Origin of the sequence: Pseudomonas sp. Irchel s3a10, from assembly GCF_900187525.1 — a bacterium.
Classification (GTDB): Bacteria; Pseudomonadota; Gammaproteobacteria; order Pseudomonadales; family Pseudomonadaceae; genus Aquipseudomonas; species Aquipseudomonas koreensis_G.
This window is the reverse complement of record NZ_FYDR01000004.1, coordinates 453,994-474,548: the sequence shown is the minus strand read 5'-3', so window position 1 is coordinate 474,548 and position 20,555 is coordinate 453,994. Positions and strand designations below refer to the sequence as shown.

Sequence of the window (20,555 nt, the reverse complement as noted above, 5' to 3'; positions counted from 1 at the left end):
TGGCGGCTCAGCCGCTGGCCCTCACAGCCCTCCCCGTTTTCCGAACACGATACGACTTCCTGTGGGAGCGGGCTTGCTCGCGAAAGCGGTGTGTCAGTCACATCAACGTTGAATGTGAAGACGCTTTCGCGAGCAAGCCCGCTCCCACATGGGTTGTTGTGTTATTCCAATGGCATCACGGTAACGCGGACCTCCGGGTCGTGAGACCCGCCCCCCAGAATCACCCCGCGCAACGGCGACACATCGGAAAAATCCCGGCCCCACGCCAGGGTGATGTGCTCCAGCGCCGGCTGCACGTTGTTGGTCGGATCGAAATCCACCCACCCGAGTACCGGGCAGAACACCGAGACCCAGGCATGCGACGCATCGGCGCCGATCAGCCGTGGCTGTCCCGGCGGCGGCTGGGTCAGCAGATAGCCACTGACGTAGCGCGCTGCCAGCCCTCGCGAACGCACGCAAGCGAGCATCAGGTGCGCGAAGTCCTGACACACACCGCGTCGGCGCTCCAGCACTTCCACCAGCGGCGTCGCCACTTGCGTGGCCTCGGCGTCGAAGGTGAATTCGCTGAAAATCTTCTGCATCAAGGCCTGCACGCCCAGCAACAAAGGCCTGCACGGTGGAAAACAGCTTTCGGAAAATTCGACGAAGCTGCGCTTCAAATGCACGTAGGGTGACTGAAACCGATAGCGACAAGCCTCGAGCATTTCGGCGGACAACGGCTGGCTACTGTAAGTCAGCGCGTTGCGCGTCTGCTCCCACGCCGGGGACAGATTGAAGTCCGCCAGCGGCCGCGCCAGCACCTCAACCGTGAGCCGGGCGTTGACCTGCAACTCGTCATGCGGGCGCTCGAAGGCCAGTCGGGTCAGCGGATTGCCGAACACATCCAGCTCATCCCGCCGCGTGGTCGGCTCCGGGCTGATCAGCAATTGCTGCTCGGTGCAACGCTGCCACGTGCACTCACGCGGCCACAGGTGCGCGAGTTGCTGCGCCAGCGACACCGGGCTGTCGTAGTGGTAACAGGTGTCGTGGAAGATCTGGTAGTGCGCGCTCATCAGACGGACACCGTGCGCTGGCTGACATCGTCGACATGGGCAAAGTGGCGCAGCGCCAGCCGATCGGACACCTGACCGCTGGCTTCGGCAATCTCCTGCAGCAGGTTCGCCAGACCATCAAGCGCGGCACGCACGCTGTTTTCCCCGAACAGCGGGTTCTCCAGACAGCCCAGATCGAACCGCGCCAGACGCTCGACCAATTGCGGCAATCCGGCCTCGCGAGGCACGCCGAAATCATCATTCAATCGCTTGAGCGTGCGGGTCACCAGTTTCAACTGAAACAGCACCGCATGCGGGTTCTGCTCATCCAGCAGCAACAGGTCGAGCACCGGAATCAACTGCGCCACCGCCAGATACCGCGAACGGTAGGTGATGCTGCTGTTGCCCAGCTCCAGCAGCCATTCCAGCCCCGCCTGATCGAACGCCCCGGCGCCGCGCAGAAACGCCGCCAGACTGCTGCTGAGAAACTGCAACCGTTCGATGCGCCGGCCGATCATCAGAAAGCGCCAGCCTTCGTCGCGGGTCATGTCGTCGAGCGCGAACCCCGAGAGCGCCGCCAGCGACATCACCAGTCGGTTGAGGAAATCCAGCAACTCGCCGAAGTCCGGCTCTTCGGTGTCCAGCTCCATTGCCTCGCGCTGCAACTCGACCAACGCCTGCCAGTTTTCCCGTGAAAGCTTGCCGCGCACCTGCGAGGCCGCCCACTGCAAACGTTGCAGGTTGGAGCGCAGGCTGAACGACCAGTCCTCGCCGAGCAGCGCCGCCAGCAGCCGCTCCGGCAGCTCACCCTCCTCCGGCAGCAACATCAGCCGCTCGCCCAGCTCCACGGCGGCCTGCAAGGCTTGCGGGTCATCACCATCGACATACCGCGCGAGCATGATCCGCAGCAGTCGCGCACTGTCGTCGCAACGCTCGCAGTAACGGCCGAACCAGAACAGGTTCTCCACCACCCGCGAGGGCAGATAAGGATCGCGGCGCACCAGATCGTGTACGCCGACGTTGCGCTGGGTTTTCCATTGCTCGCCACTCGGCGCACGATCGCCCAACACCCAGGTGTCCTTGCTCGCGCCACCGCGTTGCATCGACACCACTTCGGCATCGGCCTCGGCGGCAACCCGGGTCAGTCCACCGGGCAATACGCGATAGCCATCACCACTGGCCACCGCATACACGCGCATGCCGATCGCTCGCGGTTGCAGTTGGCCGTCTTCGGCCTGCCAGATCGGCGCCTGGGACAGCTGCGCCAGTTCTTGCGCGACATAGGCGTATGGCCGCGCCTGCATCCGCTCGGCGAGCGCCTGGCGCTGTTGTTCGCTCAGATCGCGGCCGAATACCGGCGCGAAGCTTTGTGAGGGGAACGCCGGTTTGATCAGCAGCTCCGGAAGCTTTTCCAGCGCCTGCGCCAGCACCGGCGCCTCGCCGCACCACCATGTAGCGATGGACGGCAGCAGCAGTTCTTCGCCGAACAGGTACTGATTGATCTTCGGCAGAAATCCGAGCAATCCCGGCGACTCCAGCACGCCGCTGCCCAAGGCATTGGCCACCAGCACCCGGCCCTGACGTACCGCCTCCAGCAAGCCGGGCACACCGAGTGCCGAATCGGTACGCAGCTCCAGCGGATCGCAGAAGTCATCGTCGAGGCGGCGCATGATTGCATGCACCCGGCGCAGACCACTGAGGGTTTTCAGGTACACCGTCGCATCGCGCACGGTGAGGTCGCCGCCTTCGACCAGCGGATAACCGAGCTGGCGTGCCAGATAAAGGTGTTCGAAATAGCTTTCGTTGAAACGCCCCGGGGTGAGCAACACCACCAGCGGCGCGTCGTCGGCACACGGCGCCTGACGCGCGAGGGTTTCCTGCAGGGTGCGGAAGAAGCCGGCCAGGTGCTGCACCTTCAGATCGCGGTACAACTCGGGAAACGCCCGCGACACGATGGTGCGATTTTCCAGCGCATACCCCGCGCCCGAAGGTGCCTGAGTACGATCCGCGGTGACCCACCAGCGGCCGTCCGGCGTGCGCGCCAGATCCACGGCGTATAGATGCAGAAAGGCATCTTCCGGTGGCGCGATGCCCTGACAGGGCCAGAGAAAATTGTTGTGACCGAACACCAGCTCCGCCGGTAACAGCCCTTCGCTGATCAGCCGCTGGGGCCCATACAGATCGGCCAGTACCGCGTTGAGCAGGCGTGCTCGCTGGGCAATCCCCGCCGACAGTTGCTGCCACTCATCAGCAGCGATCACGTGCGGCAGCAGGTCCAGTTCCCACGGGCGGTCGGCGCCCTTGGGATCGGCATAGACGTTGTAGGTCACGCCGTTTTCCTGAATCTGCCGGGCCAGCAACGCCTGCCGCTGCACCAGTTGCGCCGGGGTGCTGCGCTGCAATTGATCGAACAGCCGCCGCCAGTGCGGGCGCACTTCCCCGCTGTCATTCAGCAGTTCGTGATAAGTGCCCGCAGTGCGCGGGTAGCGGTCTAGCAGGTCAGGCATGGAAAGCTCGGCAGACAGCAGGGAACGGTCAGACTAACGCAGGCACATGACATGCGGATATACGAAAAATCCGCATGTCGTGCAGGACTTAGAAACGTCGCAAATCGAGCGTCATCGGCAGCTCGTCAGAGATTGTCAGGTTGGGTATCGGAAGTTTCCCCGGCGTGTGCCCGATGCGGAAAAACCGCGCCATGCGCCGGCTCTCCGCTTCGTTGGCATTGACCGGTAACGTCTCGTAATTGCGCCCGCCCGGGTGCGCCACGTGGTACTGGCAACCGCCCAGCGAACGCTGCATCCAGGTGTCGAGCAGGTCGAACACCAGCGGCGCGTGCACCGGGATGGTCGGTTGCAGGCAGTTGGCTGGTTGCCAGGCCCGAAAGCGCACACCCGCGACGAACTCACCGATGCGCCCGGTCGGTTGCAGCGGCAGCGGAATGCCGTTGCAAGTCAGCAGATAACGCTGCGGCGGCAGGCCGCTGAGCTTGATCTGCAAACGCTCCAGCGACGAATCGACATAACGCACCGTGCCGCCCGCCGTACCCTCCTCGCCCAGCACATGCCAAGGCTCCAGCGCCTGACGCAACTCCATCTCGATGCCGTTGACCGCGTAATCGCCGACTTTGGGAAAACGGAATTCCAGATGCGCAGCAAACCACTCGGCGCGCAATGGATAACCGGCGTTGTTCAGTTCGACGATGACGTCGGCGAAATCCTGCTCGATAAAGTGCGGCAGCATAAAGCGGTCGTGCAGCTCGGTGCCCCAGCGCGCCAGTTTCGGCGGCGCATACGGCTCGCGCCAGAATCGCGCAACCAGCGCGCGCAGCAACAACTGCTGAGCCAGGCTCATGCGCGCGTGCGGCGGCATTTCGAAGGCGCGCAGCTCTAGCAGGCCGAGGCGCCCAGTGGCACCGTCCGGCGAATACAGTTTGTCGATACAGAACTCGGCGCGATGAGTGTTGCCGGTAACGTCGATCAGCAGATTGCGCAGCAGGCGATCCACCAGCCACGGCGCGCACTCTTCGCCCGGTTCAGGCATCTGCGCGAAGGCGATTTCCAGTTCGTACAAGGCGTCGTTGCGTGCCTCGTCGACCCGCGGCGCCTGCGAGGTCGGGCCGATGAACAGGCCGGAAAACAGGTAGGACAGCGACGGGTGGTTGTGCCAGTAGCTGATCAGACTGCGCAGCAGATCCGGGCGGCGCAGGAACGGTGAGTCCGCCGGGGTCGCGCCACCGAGGACGAAATGGTTGCCGCCGCCGGTGCCGGTGTGGCGCCCGTCGATCATGAATTTTTCGGTGGTCAGGCGGGTTTGCCGCGCCTGTTCATAGAGAAACTCGGTGCGCTCGACCAGTTCGTCCCAGGTCGCGGACGGCTGCACGTTGACCTCGATCACGCCCGGATCCGGGGTAATGCGGAAGTTGCTCAGGCGCGGATCGCTCGGCGGCTCGTAACCTTCCAGCAGCACCGGGCAATGCAGCTCTTCGGCGGTGGCTTCGATGGCCGCCACCAGTTCCAGATAGTCCTCGACCCGTTCCAGCGGCGGCATGAACAGATACAGACGCCCTTCGCGCGCTTCGGCGCAGAAGGCGGTGCGGGTCAGCCAGTCGGCGGACTCGTCGATTTTCGGCGTACGTTCGGCGGCCGTTGCGGATTCGGCATGGCTGTTGAGCTGGGTGGTGTCCGGCAGCTCGGGGAAGTCCTGATTCGGATCGTTGGGATGAATGAACGGATACTCCGCCGCCTTCACCCACGGCTGCGAGCCGAGCGGCAAGCGGTAACCCAGCGGCGAATCCCCCGGCACCAGCCGGCAATGCTCGTCGCGCAAATACCAGCGCCCGCTCTGCCATTGATCCCCCTTGGCGGTACGCGCCAGCGGCAGCACCTGGCCGATCACTTTATCCAGGCCCTGAGCGAAGACTTTGCGCAGACGCGCACGCTCCAGCGGTTCTTCCAGACGCGAGTCTTCGGCACTGACGTTGCTCGGCAATGCGCCCTCACGCCAGAGGTAATAGAAATTGTCTTCGTAGGCCGGAAACACGAAACGTGCCGGCAGTTTCAGGCGCTCGGCAACACTCGCCAGAAAGCGCCCGGCCAGTTCGCCATTGGCGCCGTAATCCTGTTGCTCGTCGGCGATCAGCGCGCTGTTGTGCCAGATCGGCACGCCGTCGCGGCGCCAATAGCAGTTGAGCGACCAGCGCGGCAATTGCTCGCCGGGGTACCACTTGCCCTGACCGAAATGCACCAGGCCTTTCGGCGCATAGTGCTGGCGCATGCGCTGGAACAGTTCGGCGGAGAGGCGGCGCTTGTCCGGGCCCAGCGCGGCGGTGTTCCACTCGGCGCCATCGGGGTCGTCGATGGAGACGAAGGTCGGCTCGCCGCCCATGGTCAGGCGCACATCGCCTTCCAGCAAGTCGGCATCGATCTGCCGGCCCAGCGCCTGAATCGCCAGCCACTGCTCATCGGTGTAGGGCTTGGTCACCCGTGGCGCTTCCCAGATCCGCTCCACCGACATTTCGTGGCTGAACTGGCATTCGCACGGTTCGACCAGACCACTGATCGGCGCCGCCGAGGATGGATCGGGACTGCAGGCCAGCGGGATATGCCCTTCACCGGCGAACAGCCCGGAAGTGGCATCCAGACCGATCCAGCCAGCGCCCGGCAAGTACACCTCGCACCAGGCGTGCAGGTCGGTGAAGTCCACTTCGGTGCCGGACGGGCCGTCGAGACTCTTCACGTCGGCGGTCAGTTGAATCAGGTAACCGGAAACAAACCGCGCGGCCAGCCCGAGGTTGCGCAGCAGCTGCACCAGCAGCCACGCCGAGTCGCGGCAGGAGCCGGACGCATGTTCGAGGGTGTGTTCCGGGGTCTGCACGCCCGGTTCCATGCGGATCAGGTAGCGAATGTCTTCGCTGAGGCGCTGGTTGAGCATCACCAGGAAATCCACAGCGGGCAGCGGCGTGGGGTCGATCCCGTCCAGATAGGCTTTGAATGCCGGGGTCAGCGGCAGCGTTTCGAGGTACGGCGCCAATTCCTTGCGTTCATCTGCGGCGTAAGTGAAGGGGATTTTCTCGGCATAGGGTTCGAGGAAGAAGTCGAAGGGGTTGAACACCGCCATCTCGGCCAGCAGGTCGACCTCGATGCGCAACTCATCGGTTTTCTCGGGGAACACCAGCCGCGCGAGGTAGTTGCCCTGCGGGTCTTGCTGCCAGTTGATGAAATGCTGCTCGGGCGAGACCTTCAGCGCATACGAGAGGATCCGCGTGCGGCTGTGGGCGGCCGGGCGCAGGCGTACGATCTGCGGGCCGAGTTCGACAGCGCGGTCGTAGCGGTAATGCGTGACGTGATGCAATGCGACATGAATCGACACGGCGTGCCTCCTGCGAGCCTAAGCGTATTCGAAAGCGCGCAAGACTTATGCCATGCAGGGGCTTGGGCGCTTTCCCGGAATGCTCAAGGCAGTACAGCACCAAAATCGGGCGATGCGGGGAAATGGTTTGGCGAGTTTGCTTCTATTTGTGGCAGACATGCGATTGGTGGTTGCATGTGCCGTCCTCTTCGCGAGCAAGCTCGCTCCCACACTTGAAATGCATTCCCCTGTGGGAGCGAGCTTGCTCGCGAAGAGGACAGCAGGCTCAACACATTTCCTGAGGCCTGCAAATGCAAAACGCCAACCCGAAGGTTGGCGTTCTGTTGAAACAAAAAGCGACTTAGCGCGGTACGACCGGCTTGCGAGCCGGTTTCGGCCCCTTGCCCTTGGCTGCTTCCTTGCGCTCCTTGGCCGCCTGCTGGTTGCGGGCGAACGCCGCAGCCTTGGCTTGTTCACGCTTGTCCCAAGGATTGCCACCGTCGCTGGCACGCGGCGGCAGGCCGGTGTGCTGGGTGAGAATCTTGGTGGTCTTCTCTTTCGCGACCTTGTGGCTGCCGGCCGGCGTCGAGTTCTTGCGACGGGCGCTCTGGTAGCTGTCGGTGGCCGGCTGGTGCAGCGGGATCAGCTGATTCTTGCCCGGCCCGATCAGGTCGGCGCGGCCCATGCGGGTCAGCGCTTCACGCAGCATCGGCCAGCCTTTCGGATCGTGATAACGCAAGAACGCCTTGTGCAGACGCCGCTGCTCTTCGCTCTTGACGATGGTCACACCGTCGCTCTTGTAGGTGACCTTGCGCAGCGGGTTCTTGCCCGAGTGGTACATCGCGGTCGCGGTGGCCATCGGCGACGGATAGAACGCCTGCACCTGGTCGGCACGGAAACCGTTGCCCTTGAGCCACAGCGCCAGGTTCATCATGTCTTCGTCGGTGGTGCCCGGGTGCGCGGCGATGAAGTACGGGATCAGGTACTGCTCTTTGCCTGCTTCCTTGGTGTACTTCTCGAACATCCGCTTGAAGCGGTCGTAGGTACCGATCCCCGGTTTCATCATCTGGTTGAGCGGACCTTCCTCGGTGTGTTCCGGGGCGATCTTCAGGTAACCGCCGACGTGGTGGGTCACCAGCTCTTTGACGTACTCCGGCGACTCGACCGCGAGGTCGTAACGCAGGCCGGAGGCAATCAGGATCTTCTTCACACCCGGCAATGCACGGGCGCTGCGGTACAGCTGAATCAGCGACGAGTGGTCGGTGTTCAGGTTCGGGCAGATGCCCGGGAACACGCAGGACGGCTTGCGGCACGCGGACTCGATTTCCGGGCTCTTGCAGGCGATGCGGTACATGTTCGCGGTCGGGCCGCCGAGGTCGGAGATGACGCCGGTGAAGCCTGGAACCTTGTCGCGGATCTCTTCGATTTCGCGAATGATCGACTCTTCGGAACGGTTCTGGATGATCCGGCCTTCGTGCTCGGTGATCGAGCAGAAAGTGCAGCCGCCGAAGCAGCCACGCATGATGTTTACCGAGAAACGGATCATGTCGTAAGCCGGGATTTTCTCCTTGCCATACGCCGGGTGCGGAACCCGCGCGTAAGGCATGCCGAACACGTAGTCCATTTCTTCAGTGGTCATCGGAATCGGCGGCGGGTTGAACCAGACGTCGATCTCGCCATGCTTCTGCACCAGCGCGCGGGCATTACCCGGGTTGGTTTCCAGGTGCAGCACGCGGTTGGCGTGGGCGTACAGAACCGGGTCGTTACGCACCTTTTCCATCGACGGCAGGCGGATCACGGTCTTGTCGCGGGTCATGCGCGGGCTGGCCAGAATCTGTACGACCTTGGCTTCTTCGGGATCATCCACCGGCCCCTTCTCTTGCTCGATGGCGCAAGCCTGGGTGTCCTGGGTGTTGACGTACGGGTTGATGATCTTGTCGACCTTGCCCGGACGGTCGATGCGCGTGGAGTCGACTTCGTACCAGCCCTGCGGCGTGTCGCGGCGGATGAACGCGGTGCCGCGCACATCGGTGATGTCTTCGATCTTGTGCCCGTAGGAAAGTCGCTGGGCGACTTCGACGATGGCGCGCTCGGCGTTGCCGTACAGCAGAATGTCGGCGCTGGCGTCGATCAGGATCGAGTTGCGCACGCGATCCTGCCAGTAGTCGTAGTGGGCGATGCGGCGCAGGGAAGCTTCGATGCCGCCGAGGACGATCGGCACATGTTTGTACGCTTCCTTGCAGCGCTGGCTGTAGACCAGGCTCGCGCGATCCGGACGTTTGCCCGCCATGCCACCCGGGGTGTAGGCGTCGTCGGAACGGATTTTCTTGTCCGCGGTATAGCGGTTGATCATCGAGTCCATGTTGCCGGCCGCGACGCCGAAGAACAGGTTCGGCTCGCCGAGCTTCATGAAGTCGTCTTTGGATTGCCAGTTCGGCTGGGCAATGATCCCGACGCGGAAGCCCTGGGACTCCAGCAGCCGGCCGATGATCGCCATGCCGAACGACGGGTGATCGACGTAGGCATCACCGGTGACGATGATGATGTCGCAGGAATCCCAGCCGAGCTGATCCATCTCCTCCCTGCTCATCGGCAGGAATGGCGCTGGCCCGAAACATTCGGCCCAGTACTTTGGATAGTCAAATAACGGCTTGGCTGCTTGCATGTCGATAACCGGTGTTGGCTTTCATTGAATTTCGCGGGCGGAATATAGCACAAATTTTGACCAATTCCGACGGCTGTGGTCGGAAATTGCGCCACGCCCATTCGCGAGCAAGCCCGCTCCCACATTTGAATGCATTCCAAGTGTGGGAGCGGGCTTGCTCGCGAAGGCGTCAGCTCAAACGATGAAGAATTTACTCGTCGTCGTCGAAGTTGTAACTGCCCGGCGCGAGGTTTTCGAAGCGGGTGTATTTACCGATAAAGGCCAGGCGGATAAAGCCGATCGGGCCGTTCCGCTGCTTGCCGATGATGATTTCGGCGATGCCCTTGTGTTCGGTTTCCGGGTGATACACCTCGTCCCGGTACACGAACATGATGACGTCGGCGTCCTGCTCGATCGCTCCGGATTCCCGCAAGTCGGAGTTCACCGGACGTTTGTTGGGACGTTGTTCCAGGGAACGGTTGAGCTGCGACAGCGCCACTACCGGGCAGTTGAATTCCTTGGCCAGGGCTTTGAGGGATCGGGAGATTTCGGAAATCTCGTTGGTCCGGTTGTCACCGCTGGAGCCGGGAATCTGCATCAGCTGCAGGTAGTCGATCATGATCAGGCCGATGTCGCCATGCTCGCGCACCAGACGTCGGGTCCGCGCGCGCATTTCCGACGGGCTGATGCCGGCGGTATCGTCGATGAACAGTTTGCGATCATTGAGCAGGTTGACCGCCGAGGTCAGGCGCGGCCAGTCGTCGTCTTCGAGCTGGCCGGAACGCACCTTGGTCTGATCGATACGACCGAGGGACGAGAGCATACGCATGATCAGCGATTCACCTGGCATCTCGAGGGAGTACACCAGCACCGCCTTGTCGCTGCGCAGTACGGCGTTTTCCACCAGGTTCATGGCGAAGGTGGTTTTACCCATCGACGGACGGCCGGCGACGATGATCAGGTCGGACGGTTGCAGACCGCTGGTCTTCTCGTCGAGGTCGGTATAACCGGTGGACAGACCGGTGATTGCGTCGGCGGTGTTGAACAAGGTGTCGATGCGATCGATGGCCTTGGTCAACAGTTCGTTGACCCCCACCGGGCCGCCGGTCTTGGGCCGCGCCTCGGCGATCTGGAAGATCTGCCGTTCGGCCTCGTCGAGGATCTCTTCGGCTGTACGGCCTTCAGGGTTGAAGGCGGCGTCGGCAATTTCGGTGCTGATACCGATCAACTGACGCAACGTCGCCCGCTGGCGAACAATCTGCGCATAGGCCTTGATGTTGGCGACGGACGGCGTGTTTTTCGCCAGCTCGCCGAGGTAACCGAGGCCGCCGACCTGAGACGTCTGACCTTCCTTGTCCAATTGCTCGGCCAGGGTCACGACGTCGATCGGCATGTTCTGATCGGCCAGTTTGGCGATCGCACGGAAGATCAGACGGTGGTCATGTCGGTAGAAATCGCCGTCGGAGACTTGATCGAGCACACGTTCCCAGGCGTTGTTGTCCAGCATCAAACCACCGAGTACGGCCTGTTCGGCCTCGATGGAATGCGGCGGCACCTTCAGGGCAGCGGTTTGCAGATCGTATTGCTCGGGAGCGGTGATTTCGTTCATGGCCACTTGGAGTCAGGTTTGAAAACGGGAGTACCAGAAAGACAAAGGGCACGACCTGTAAACAGGATCGTGCCCGATGTTACCGGCAAGCACCCGAGGGTGCCAGCCGACAAGTATTGCTTAAGCTGCTACCACGACAACGCGTACGGTGGCTTCAACTTCGGCGTGCAGGTGCACAGCCACGTCGAATTCACCCACGTTGCGGATGGTGCCGTTCGGCAGACGAACTTCGCTCTTCTGCACTTCAACGCCGGAAGCGGTCAGTGCGTCAGCGATGTCGTGAGTACCGATCGAACCGAACAGCTTGCCTTCGTCGCCAGCGGTGGCAGTGATGGTCACTTCCAGCTCGGCCAGTTGGGCAGCACGGCTTTCAGCCGATGCTTTACGGTCTGCGGCAGCTTTTTCCAGCTCGGCACGACGCTCTTCGAACGCAGCCAGGTTGGCAGCGGTCGCAGCGGTAGCCTTGCCGAAAGGCAGCAGGTAGTTACGGCCGTAACCGGCCTTAACGTTTACTTTGTCGCCCAGGTTGCCCAGGTTGGCGATTTTTTCCAGAAGGATCAGTTGCATGTGGAAATCCTCTTAACTTTTAACCTTCACCGTTCGCGTTATCGGTGTCTTTCGACACGTGACGACCGCGAAAATCAATCAGGCTGTCGACAATGGCCAGAACCACGAGCAACGGATAGATCAGCTGCATGAACAGCAGCAGTGTCACGTACAACCCCACCAGCCAGAAACCGGCCAGTCGCTTCTGCCCGACCAGCCCGTGAATCAGGGCGAGTCCGGCGAACACCAGCGGTACACTGCACAACGGCGTCAACATGGCCATCTGTGCACCGAGATTCGGGCCCAGAAGCATCAACGCCAGCAGCAACATCGCCGGCCCCATCGGGATCCGGATGGCGCGAAACTCGCGACCAAAACCACCCGGGTTGTACAACAACGCCTGCCAATGCCGCCCGACAATCAGGCTCAGCACGCTGACGATCTGCAACAACGCCGCAATCAGTCCGGTCAGGACCGGTGCAATCAGGGACGCGAACCGCGCTTGCTCATCGACCGACAATTGCTTGTAGGTTTCACCAAGAAGCGCCGGCATGACCTTTATCAAGGCCTGCGCGAGCATCTCGATCTGGGCCGCAAACGCCGCCCCGAGCACCACTGAAAACACCGCTCCAATCACTACGCTGACCAGCAGCGTGCGAACCCAGGACTCGCTTGCGCGCAACACCAACGCAAGCCCCGAAGACCCCAGCAGCACCAGAAGTGCCCGTGGATCATCGGCATACAGCCACCAGACCAAAGCCGGCAGCAGCCCCAGAGACAGAACACCCAGGGCGTCCGTCAGTCCGCGCCGCAGAAGCACCAGGCTCCCGGCGGCAGCACCCAACCAATACAACAACGGCAATGTTGCACATCCAGCCACCACGAGAGTGGCCTGCATACGGCCTCGCATGATGAACTCAGCTAAGGCACGCATGCATTCAATCCTTTGCTACTTGTCGACTGCCCGGTCTCAGCGGCCGTGGCTGTCGGTGTAGGCCAGCAGGGCCAGGAAGCGGGCGCGCTTGATAGCGGTGGCCAGCTGACGCTGATAACGAGCTTTGGTACCGGTGATGCGGCTTGGAACGATTTTGCCGGTCTCGGATACGTAGGCTTTCAGAGTGTTGAGATCTTTGTAATCGATCTCTTTCACGTCTTCAGCGGTGAAGCGGCAGAATTTACGACGACGGAAGAAACGTGCCATTTGATAGGCTCCTTAAAAGGTCCGTGGATTACTCGTCAGCGTTATCGCTGTTGTCGCTGTCATCACCCTCAACGCCATCAGCGTCGGAGTGCTCAGGACGGTCGCGACGCTCACGGCGCTCACTGCGGTTTTCTTCAGCCTTGAGCATCTCGGACTGGCCGGTAACGGCTTCGTCGCGACGGATGACCAGGTTACGGATCACAGCATCGTTGTAGCGGAAGTTGTCTTCCAGCTCGGCCAGGGCCTTGCCAGTGCACTCAACGTTCAGCATCACGTAGTGAGCCTTGTGAACATTGTTGATTGCGTAGGCCAGTTGACGACGGCCCCAGTCTTCCAGACGGTGGATTTTGCCGCCGTCTTCTTCGATCAGCTTGGTGTAACGCTCAACCATGCCGCCGACTTGCTCGCTCTGGTCAGGGTGGACCAGAAAGATGATTTCGTAATGACGCATGAATGCTCCTTACGGGTTGTAGCCTGCCGCTCAAAAACGGTCAGACAAGGAGTGAATGACACTTATGGACTTGCTGGCGCGGGGCACATGCGTGCCTGCCGCCACAGCAAGGGGCGCAATTGTAGAGAAGGGACTGCGCAGGTGCAAGGCAATTGGTGATTATTTGAACAACCACCGGATACAGGCCACACCACAAAACAATGTAGGAGTGAGCCTGCTCGCGATGAGGGCGCAACATTCAACTTTGATGCTGAATGTAACTCCGCTATCGCGAGCAGGCTCACTCCTACAGGGGATTTGCAACAGGTCAGGCTTTCCTGGCAGCAGCCTTGGCCTTGGCGCCGCGTTGGCGCTGCGCTTCGAACAGGCACACACCGGTTGCCACGGACACGTTGAGGCTGCTGACGCTGCCGGCCATCGGCAGGTTCACCAGATAGTCGCAGTGCTCGCGAGTCAGGCGACGCATGCCTTTGCCTTCGGCACCCATGATCAGGATGGTCGGGCCGGTCAGGTCCTGGTCATAAATGCTGACCTCGGCCTCACCCGCCGTGCCGACAACCCACAGACCGCGCTGCTGGAGCTTTTCCAGAGTGCGCGCCAGGTTGGTCACCGCCACCAGTGGAATCACTTCCGCCGCGCCGCAGGCGACTTTACGCACCACCGGCGTCAGAGTTGCCGACTTGTCCTTGGGCACGATCACCGCCAGCGCGCCGGCAGCATCCGCCGACCGCAGGCAGGCGCCGAGGTTGTGCGGGTCGGTCACGCCGTCGAGCACCAGCAACAGCGGTGCGCCTTCGGTACGATCGAGCAGCTCGTCGAGCATTGCCTCGCCCCAGACCTGGCTCGGACTGACGTCCGCCACCACGCCCTGGTGCACGCCTTCAACCCAGGCGTCCATTTCGCGGCGCTCGGCCTGACCGATCTGCACACGATTTTCGTTGGCCAGTTCGATCAGGGTCTGCACGCGCGGATCGTTGCGGCTTTCGGCCAGCCAGATCTGCTTGACGCGTTTAGGGTGATGACGCAGCAACGCTTCTACCGCGTGAACGCCGTAGATTTTTTCCAACTGACTCATGACTTCGCCTTCGGTTTACGCGACCCGCCACTTTTGGCTGGAGCCGAACCCGCTTTCGGCGGGCCTTTACGGTGTTTGCTCGGTTTGGCTGGCTTGCCGCCGACGGCCTTCTCAGGCGCCGACCGTCCGGTCTTTCCCCCAGACGCCGCTTTACCACCGCTTTTGGCTTCGGCCAGCAAGGCCTTCTTCAATTCACGGCTTTTGCGCAGCTCGGCATTTTTCGCCACGGCATCGCTCGGGCGATAGGCCTCGACAGCTTTTTCCTTGGCCGGACGACGGCTGGCGGTTTTGGCCGGAGCCTTGTCTTCCACAGCCTTGCTCGCAGGCGCTGCGGTATCGGCGCCACGTTTCTTGCGACCGATCGGTGCGCTGATGGTTTTTTCGGCCATCTCGAAGTCGATCTTGCGCTCGTCGAGGTCGACGCGCATCACGCGCACTTCAACGGTATCGCCAAGACGGAAGCTGCGACCGGTGCGTTCGCCCGCCAGGCGGTGATGCACAGGATCGAAGTGGTAGTAGTCGCCCGGCAGCGCGGTGACGTGCACCAGGCCTTCGACGTAGATATCGGTCAGTTCGACGAACAGGCCAAAACCGGTCACGGCGGTGATCACGCCCGGGAACGATTCGCCCACACGATCTTTCATGAACTCGCACTTGAGCCAGTTCACCACGTCGCGGGTGGCTTCGTCGGCACGGCGCTCGCTCATCGAGCACTGCTCGCCGAGTTGCTCCAGCGCCGCTTCGTCGTACGGATAGATGCGTGCCTTCGGAATGGTCATCGCCCCGGCACGACGAACGTGCGGAGTGTCCTGTTTCGAATGGATCACGCTGCGGATGGCGCGGTGCGTGAGCAGGTCCGGGTAACGACGGATCGGCGAGGTGAAGTGGGTGTAGGCTTCGTAATTCAGGCCGAAGTGGCCTTCGTTCTGGGCGCTGTACACCGCCTGGCTCAGGGAGCGCAGCATCACGGTCTGGATCAGATGGAAATCCGGACGGTCCTTGATGCTAGCCAACAGGGCCTGATAGTCCTTTGGCGACGGGCCGTCCTTGCCTTTGTGCAGGGACAGGCCGAGCTCGCCGAGGAAGGCGCGCAGTTTTTCCAGACGCTCCGGTGGCGGGCCGTCGTGGACGCGGTACAGCGCGGGGATTTCGTGCTTCTTGAGGAATTCGGCGGTGGCCACGTTGGCCGCCAGCATGCACTCCTCGATCAGCTTGTGCGCATCGTTACGAGTAGTCGGACGAATTTCGGCAATCTTGCGCTCGGAACCGAAGATGATCCGGGTTTCCTGCGTTTCGAAATCGATCGCGCCACGCACGTGACGAGCCGCCAGCAACACCTTGTACAGCGCATAGAGCTGCTTGAGGTGCGGCACCACGTCGGTGTATTCGCCGCGAAGCTTGCGCGCTTCGGTGGCTTTCGGCGTTTCCAGCATCGCGCTGACCTTGTTGTAGGTCAGACGGGCGTGGGAATGGATCACCGCTTCATAGAAGCAGTAGTCGGTCATTTCGCCGGACTTGGAGATGGTCATCTCGCAAACCATGGCCAGACGATCGACGTGCGGGTTCAGCGAGCACAGGCCGTTGGACAGCTGCTCCGGCAGCATCGGCACCACGCGCTCGGGGAAGTACACCGAGTTGCCGCGCACCTGGGCTTCGTTGTCCAGCGCCGAACCGATCTTCACGTAGCTGGAGACGTCGGCAATCGCCACGTACAACTTCCAGCCACCGGAGAACAGACGCAGTTTGCCCGGTTTGGCTTCGCAATAAACCGCGTCGTCGAAGTCGCGGGCATCTTCGCCGTCGATGGTGACGAACGGCAGATGGCGCAGGTCGACACGCTTCTCTTTGTCTTTCTCTTCGACTTCCGGCTTGAGCTTGGCGGCTTCCTTGAGCACCGCTTCAGGCCAGACGTGCGGAATGTCGTAGGTACGCAGCGCGACATCGATTTCCATGCCCGGCGCCATGTAGTTGCCGACCACTTCGACCACATCGCCTTGCGGCTGGAAGCGCGGCGTCGGCCAGTGGGTGATCTTCACCTCGACGAACTGACCGATCTGCGCGTTGGCATTACGGCCTGGCGTAACCAGCACTTCCTGCTGGATCTTCGGATTATCGGCAACAACGAAACCGATACCGCCCTCTTCGAAGTAGCGACCGACGATCGTTTCGTGGGCACGGGACACCACTTCGACGATCACGCCTTCACGGCGGCCACGACGGTCGAGACCGGACACCCGTGCCAGCGCACGGTCGCCATCGAACACCAGACGCATCTGCGCCGGGCTCATGAACAGGTCATCGCTACCGTCGTCCGGCACCAGGAAGCCGAAACCGTCACGGTGACCGCTGATGCGGCCCAGGATCAGGTCGAGCTTGTCCACCGGCGCATAGGTGCCACGGCGGGTGTAGATCAATTGAGCGTCGCGCTCCATGGCGCGCAGACGGCGGCGCAGGGCTTCGATCTGGTCTTCTGTGGTCAGACCAAACTCTTCAACCAGTTGCTCGCGGGCAGCAGGCGAACCCCGATCTGCGAGATGCGCCAGGATCAGTTCGCGGCTGGGAATAGGGTTTTCATATTTTTCCGCTTCACGAGCGGCCTCGGGATCGAGGGACTGCCAATCGGCCATTAGAGAGTTTTCACCTTGTCTATATGCGGGTTAGTTTGGCATAGGCGCCATCAAACGGGAAATTTCCGACTATATAAGGCCCTTGTGGAGCCTTGTATCGACGCCTGAAAGCCCTTTTGAACACCGCTGGTAAAAAAATTCATTTTTTTTGCTGACAGGGGTTTACAGTTAAAAAGGCGCTCCGTATAGTGCGCGCCATCGACGACGTACACACGTTGACGAGATGCCCAGGTGGTGAAATTGGTAGACACGCCAGCTTCAGGTGCTGGTGACCTTACGGTCGTGGAAGTTCGAGTCTTCTCCTGGGCACCAATTTCGAGTTTGAGACTAGATCAGTTTCAAGACTCACACAAAACCCGCGAAAGCGGGTTTTTTGCATTCTAAGCAACGGGTTTGTTAAAACTGATTAATTAAAATTAAATCAGGGGTTTACAGATCAAAAAGCGCTCCGTATAGTGCGCCACATCAACAGCGGCGACGCTCGCGATGAATGCCCAGATGGTGAAATTGGTAGACACGCCAGCTTCAGGTGCTGGTGACCTTACGGTCGTGGAAGTTCGAGTCTTCTTCTGGGCACCAATTCAAACTCAAGGTTACGACGTTGAGTTTCCCAAAAACCCGCGAAAGCGGGTTTTTGCGTTTCTGGCCTTTAAAAATCTACAAGCCTCTGTGGCGAGGGAGCTTGCTCCCGCTCGACTGCGAAGCAGTCGCAATCTCTGAGCGCAACGTTAATTGAAGCAGAAGCGAGGGCCGCTTCGCACCCCAGCGGGAGCAAGCTCCCTCGCCACAATGATCATAGCGACCAGCCTCTAGCAAACACTCAACCGACCCGCAAGGCGCACTTGAGAAACAATATCGTTTATCATTGTTGCAAGTTTTTGCAATGCGACAGTGAGGAACCCTGCGAATGATGTTTCGAAATACCCTGCGCCGCGGCTTGACCTTCACCCTGCTCGGCCTGGCACTCGCCACTCCCCTCACCCAGGCAGCCGATGCGGTTTCCCTGACGCTCTACAACGGTCAACACAAAGAAGTCGGCGATGCGATCGCCAAGGCTTTCGAGGCCAAGACCGGCATTCACGTCAACGTACGCAAGGGCAGCAGCAACCAGCTCGCCAGCCAGGTCATCGAAGAAGGTGACCGCTCCCCCGCCGACGTGATCTACACCGAAGAATCTCCCCCACTGAACAACCTCGGCGAGCAAGGTCTGCTGGCCAAGACTGACGACGCCACGCTGGCCGTACTGCCCAAGCAATACGTAGCCGGCAACGGCACCTGGATCGGTGTCACCGCGCGGGTTCGCGTGGTTGCCTACAACCCGAAACTGGTCGATGAGAAAGACCTGCCGAAGTCGGTGATGGAGTTCTCCGATCCAAAGTGGCAAGGCAAAGTCGGTTTCGTCCCGACCAGCGGCGCCTTCCAGGAACAGGCCGTGGCGATCATCAAGATGCACGGTCGCGACGCCGCTGAGGAATGGCTGACCGGGCTGCGCGCTTTCGGTAAAACCTACAGCAACAACATGGTCGCGCTCAAAGCCGTGGAAAACGGCGAAGTCGCCACCGTGCTGGTGAACAACTACTACTGGTTCGCTCTGCAGCGCGAGAAAGGCAAACTCGACTCGAAACTGCATTACTTCACTGGCGGTGACGTCGGCGGACTGATCACCGTATCCAGCGCTGCCGTGCTGAAATCCAGCAAACACCCAAAAGAAGCCCAGCAATTCCTTGCCTACATGGCCAGTGAGGAAGGCCAGCGCGTGATCACCCAGACCACCGCCGAATACCCGCTGCACAAAGGCATGGAATCGGATCGCGGACTCAAGCCGTTCAGCGAACTGCAAGCGCCGAACGTAACCCCGGCCGATCTGGGCAACGCCGAAGAAGCGCTGGAACTGGAACGTGAAGTTGGCCTGAACTGATGGCCACATCGTTATCTGCCCCCGCCGCGCGCGGGGGTTACGTGCCACGACGCAAACGCCCGTCGATCTGGCTGGTGCTGCCAGTGTTATTGCTGGTGGTCATGAGCCTGTTGCCACTGGCTTACGTCGGCCTGAAAGCCTGGCAAGCCGGGTGGGCGGAGGCGCTGCACTTGTTGTGGCGCCCGTACGTGTTCGGTCTGCTGCGCAACACCCTGGCGCTGATGGTTGGCGTGACGCTGGCTTGCGGTGTGATCGGCCTGTCGCTGGCGTGGTTGCTGGAGCGCAGCAATCTGCCGGGACGACGCCTGTGGGGGGTGATTCTGTGCCTGCCATTTGCGGTACCGGCGTTTGTCAGCAGCTTCACCTGGGTGTCGCTGAGTGCGCAGTTCGAAGGCCTCGGCGGGGCGATACTGGTGATGAGCCTGTCGAAGTATCCGCTGATCTTTCTGCCGGTAGCGGCAACCTTGCGCAACCTCGATCCGTCCCTTGAAGAATCCGCCCGCACCTTGGGACAGAACCGCTGGGGCGTGTTTTTCCGCGTCACCCTGCCGCTGCTCTGGCCATCGCTGCTGGCCGGTTCGCTGCTGATTGCTCTGCACATGCTGGTCGAGTTCGGCGCGCTGTCGATCATCGGCCTGCAAACCTTCACCACCGCCATCTACCAGCAATTCGAACTGGAATTCAGCAACGCCAACGCGGCGATGCTTTCGGCAGTGCTGCTCGCGCTGTGCCTGATGCTGTTGTGGCTGGAGCTGCGGGTACGCGGCAAGGGTCGCCACGTACGCACCGGCCAGGGTGCAGCGCGGCAGGCTGAACAAGTACGCCTGGGGCGGTGGGCGGTTGTCGGTCAGCTGTATTGCCTGTTGCTGGCGATTATCGGCAGCGGGATCCCGTTGGGCATGCTCGCGTACTGGCTGGCGGTCGGCTCATCGGCAGCCTTCCCGGTCGCGGCGATCACCGAGGCCCTGCTGTCGTCGCTGGCCTTGTCGCTGGGTGGCGCGGCGCTGTGCCTGCTGCTGGCGGTGCCGGTCGGGCTGCTGGTGGTGCGTTACAAGGGTCAACTGGCGATCTGGGCCGAACGCTTGCCGTATCTGCTCCACGCCTTGCCGGGCCTGGTGATCGCGCTGACGCTGGTGTATTTCGCCCTGCATTACGTGCCGGCGCTGTACCAGACCTCGGCATTGCTGCTGATCGCTTATGCGCTGCTGTTCCTGCCATTGGCACAGGCGCCGATTCGCACGGCACTGAACAAGGCTGCGCCACAACTGGAAGAAGCGGCACGCACGTTGGGGGCATCGTCATTCACCGCGTTTTGCCGGGTGACCCTGCCGATCATCTTCCCGGCACTGGGTGCGGCGTTTGCGCTGGTATTTCTGGATGCAATGAAGGAATTGACGGCGACGCTGCTGCTCAGTCCGACCGGGCTGAACACGCTGGCGACCGAGGTCTGGGCGCATACGGCGAATGTCGAGTTTGCGGCGGCGGCGCCTTATGCGGCGTTGTTGATTGTGGTGTCGGGGTTGCCGGTGTATCTGCTGACGACGCGGATGTATCTGAGCCGCTGAAATCGCCTTCGCGAGCAAGCCCGCTCCCACAGTTTGAC

General features: G+C 61.4%; 13 protein-coding genes and 2 tRNA genes. 4 read left to right on the top strand and 11 right to left on the bottom strand.

Features of this window, described 5'->3' with window-relative positions; all coding sequences use genetic code 11:
* Positions 1-161: 161 nt before the first annotated feature.
* The 11 genes from CKW11_RS15005 to rnr all read right to left on the bottom strand — a co-directional run bounded on the left by CKW11_RS15005 (position 162) and on the right by rnr (position 17,034).
* Positions 162-1,052 carry a transglutaminase family protein gene (locus CKW11_RS15005; protein WP_095138128.1) on the bottom strand — a complete coding sequence of 297 codons (891 nt, stop codon included), beginning with the start codon at positions 1,050-1,052 and terminating at the stop codon, positions 162-164.
* Positions 1,052-3,538: a circularly permuted type 2 ATP-grasp protein gene (locus CKW11_RS15000; RefSeq protein ID WP_095138127.1), complete on the bottom strand. Its 2,487-nt coding sequence runs from the start codon at positions 3,536-3,538 to the stop codon at positions 1,052-1,054. Before CKW11_RS15000 ends, CKW11_RS15005 begins: the two co-directional genes overlap by 1 nt.
* 88 nt (positions 3,539-3,626) lie before the next feature.
* Entirely contained in the window at positions 3,627-6,902 is a 3,276-nt protein-coding gene (locus tag CKW11_RS14995) for a DUF2126 domain-containing protein (RefSeq protein ID WP_095138126.1), read from the bottom strand.
* A 340-nt stretch (positions 6,903-7,242) separates the two neighbouring features.
* Positions 7,243-9,546 carry a YgiQ family radical SAM protein gene (locus CKW11_RS14990; RefSeq protein WP_095138125.1) on the bottom strand — a complete coding sequence of 768 codons (2,304 nt, stop codon included), beginning with the start codon at positions 9,544-9,546 and terminating at the stop codon, positions 7,243-7,245.
* Between the two features lie 190 nt (positions 9,547-9,736).
* Positions 9,737-11,134 (bottom strand): replicative DNA helicase, encoded by a 1,398-nt coding sequence (gene dnaB / locus CKW11_RS14985; protein ID WP_003221138.1) that lies wholly within the window; start codon positions 11,132-11,134, stop codon positions 9,737-9,739.
* Between the two features lie 120 nt (positions 11,135-11,254).
* Positions 11,255-11,701, bottom strand: a complete 447-nt coding sequence (gene rplI / locus CKW11_RS14980; protein ID WP_003221136.1) for a 50S ribosomal protein L9 — start codon at positions 11,699-11,701, stop codon at positions 11,255-11,257.
* Positions 11,702-11,720: 19 nt separating this feature from the next.
* Positions 11,721-12,614 carry a hypothetical protein gene (locus CKW11_RS14975; RefSeq protein WP_095138124.1) on the bottom strand — a complete coding sequence of 298 codons (894 nt, stop codon included), beginning with the start codon at positions 12,612-12,614 and terminating at the stop codon, positions 11,721-11,723.
* A gap of 36 nt (positions 12,615-12,650) precedes the next feature.
* On the bottom strand, positions 12,651-12,881 hold the full coding sequence (gene rpsR / locus CKW11_RS14970; RefSeq protein ID WP_002551829.1) for a 30S ribosomal protein S18: 231 nt from the start codon (positions 12,879-12,881) through the stop codon (positions 12,651-12,653).
* A 28-nt stretch (positions 12,882-12,909) separates the two neighbouring features.
* Positions 12,910-13,332, bottom strand: a complete 423-nt coding sequence (gene rpsF / locus CKW11_RS14965) for a 30S ribosomal protein S6 (protein ID WP_003221133.1) — start codon at positions 13,330-13,332, stop codon at positions 12,910-12,912.
* Between the two features lie 307 nt (positions 13,333-13,639).
* Entirely contained in the window at positions 13,640-14,407 is a 768-nt protein-coding gene (rlmB, locus tag CKW11_RS14960; protein ID WP_095138123.1) for a 23S rRNA (guanosine(2251)-2'-O)-methyltransferase RlmB, read from the bottom strand.
* Positions 14,404-17,034 carry a ribonuclease R gene (gene rnr, locus CKW11_RS14955; protein WP_027611420.1) on the bottom strand — a complete coding sequence of 877 codons (2,631 nt, stop codon included), beginning with the start codon at positions 17,032-17,034 and terminating at the stop codon, positions 14,404-14,406. Before rnr ends, rlmB begins: the two co-directional genes overlap by 4 nt.
* A gap of 225 nt (positions 17,035-17,259) precedes the next feature.
* On the opposite strand from rnr, the gene CKW11_RS14950 reads away from it, so the two are divergent.
* From CKW11_RS14950 to CKW11_RS14935, 4 genes are all read left to right on the top strand, one after another.
* Positions 17,260-17,346 (top strand) — tRNA-Leu (locus CKW11_RS14950).
* Positions 17,347-17,526: 180 nt separating this feature from the next.
* A tRNA-Leu gene (locus CKW11_RS14945) sits at positions 17,527-17,613 on the top strand.
* Positions 17,614-17,941: 328 nt separating this feature from the next.
* Positions 17,942-18,952, top strand: coding sequence for an extracellular solute-binding protein (locus CKW11_RS14940; protein ID WP_041065682.1), 1,011 nt, complete (start codon positions 17,942-17,944; stop codon positions 18,950-18,952).
* A complete protein-coding gene (locus CKW11_RS14935; protein WP_095138122.1) occupies positions 18,952-20,517 on the top strand; it encodes an iron ABC transporter permease in 1,566 nt (521 codons plus the stop codon). The genes CKW11_RS14940 and CKW11_RS14935 overlap by 1 nt, the downstream gene beginning before the upstream one ends.
* Positions 20,518-20,555: the final 38 nt, after the last annotated feature.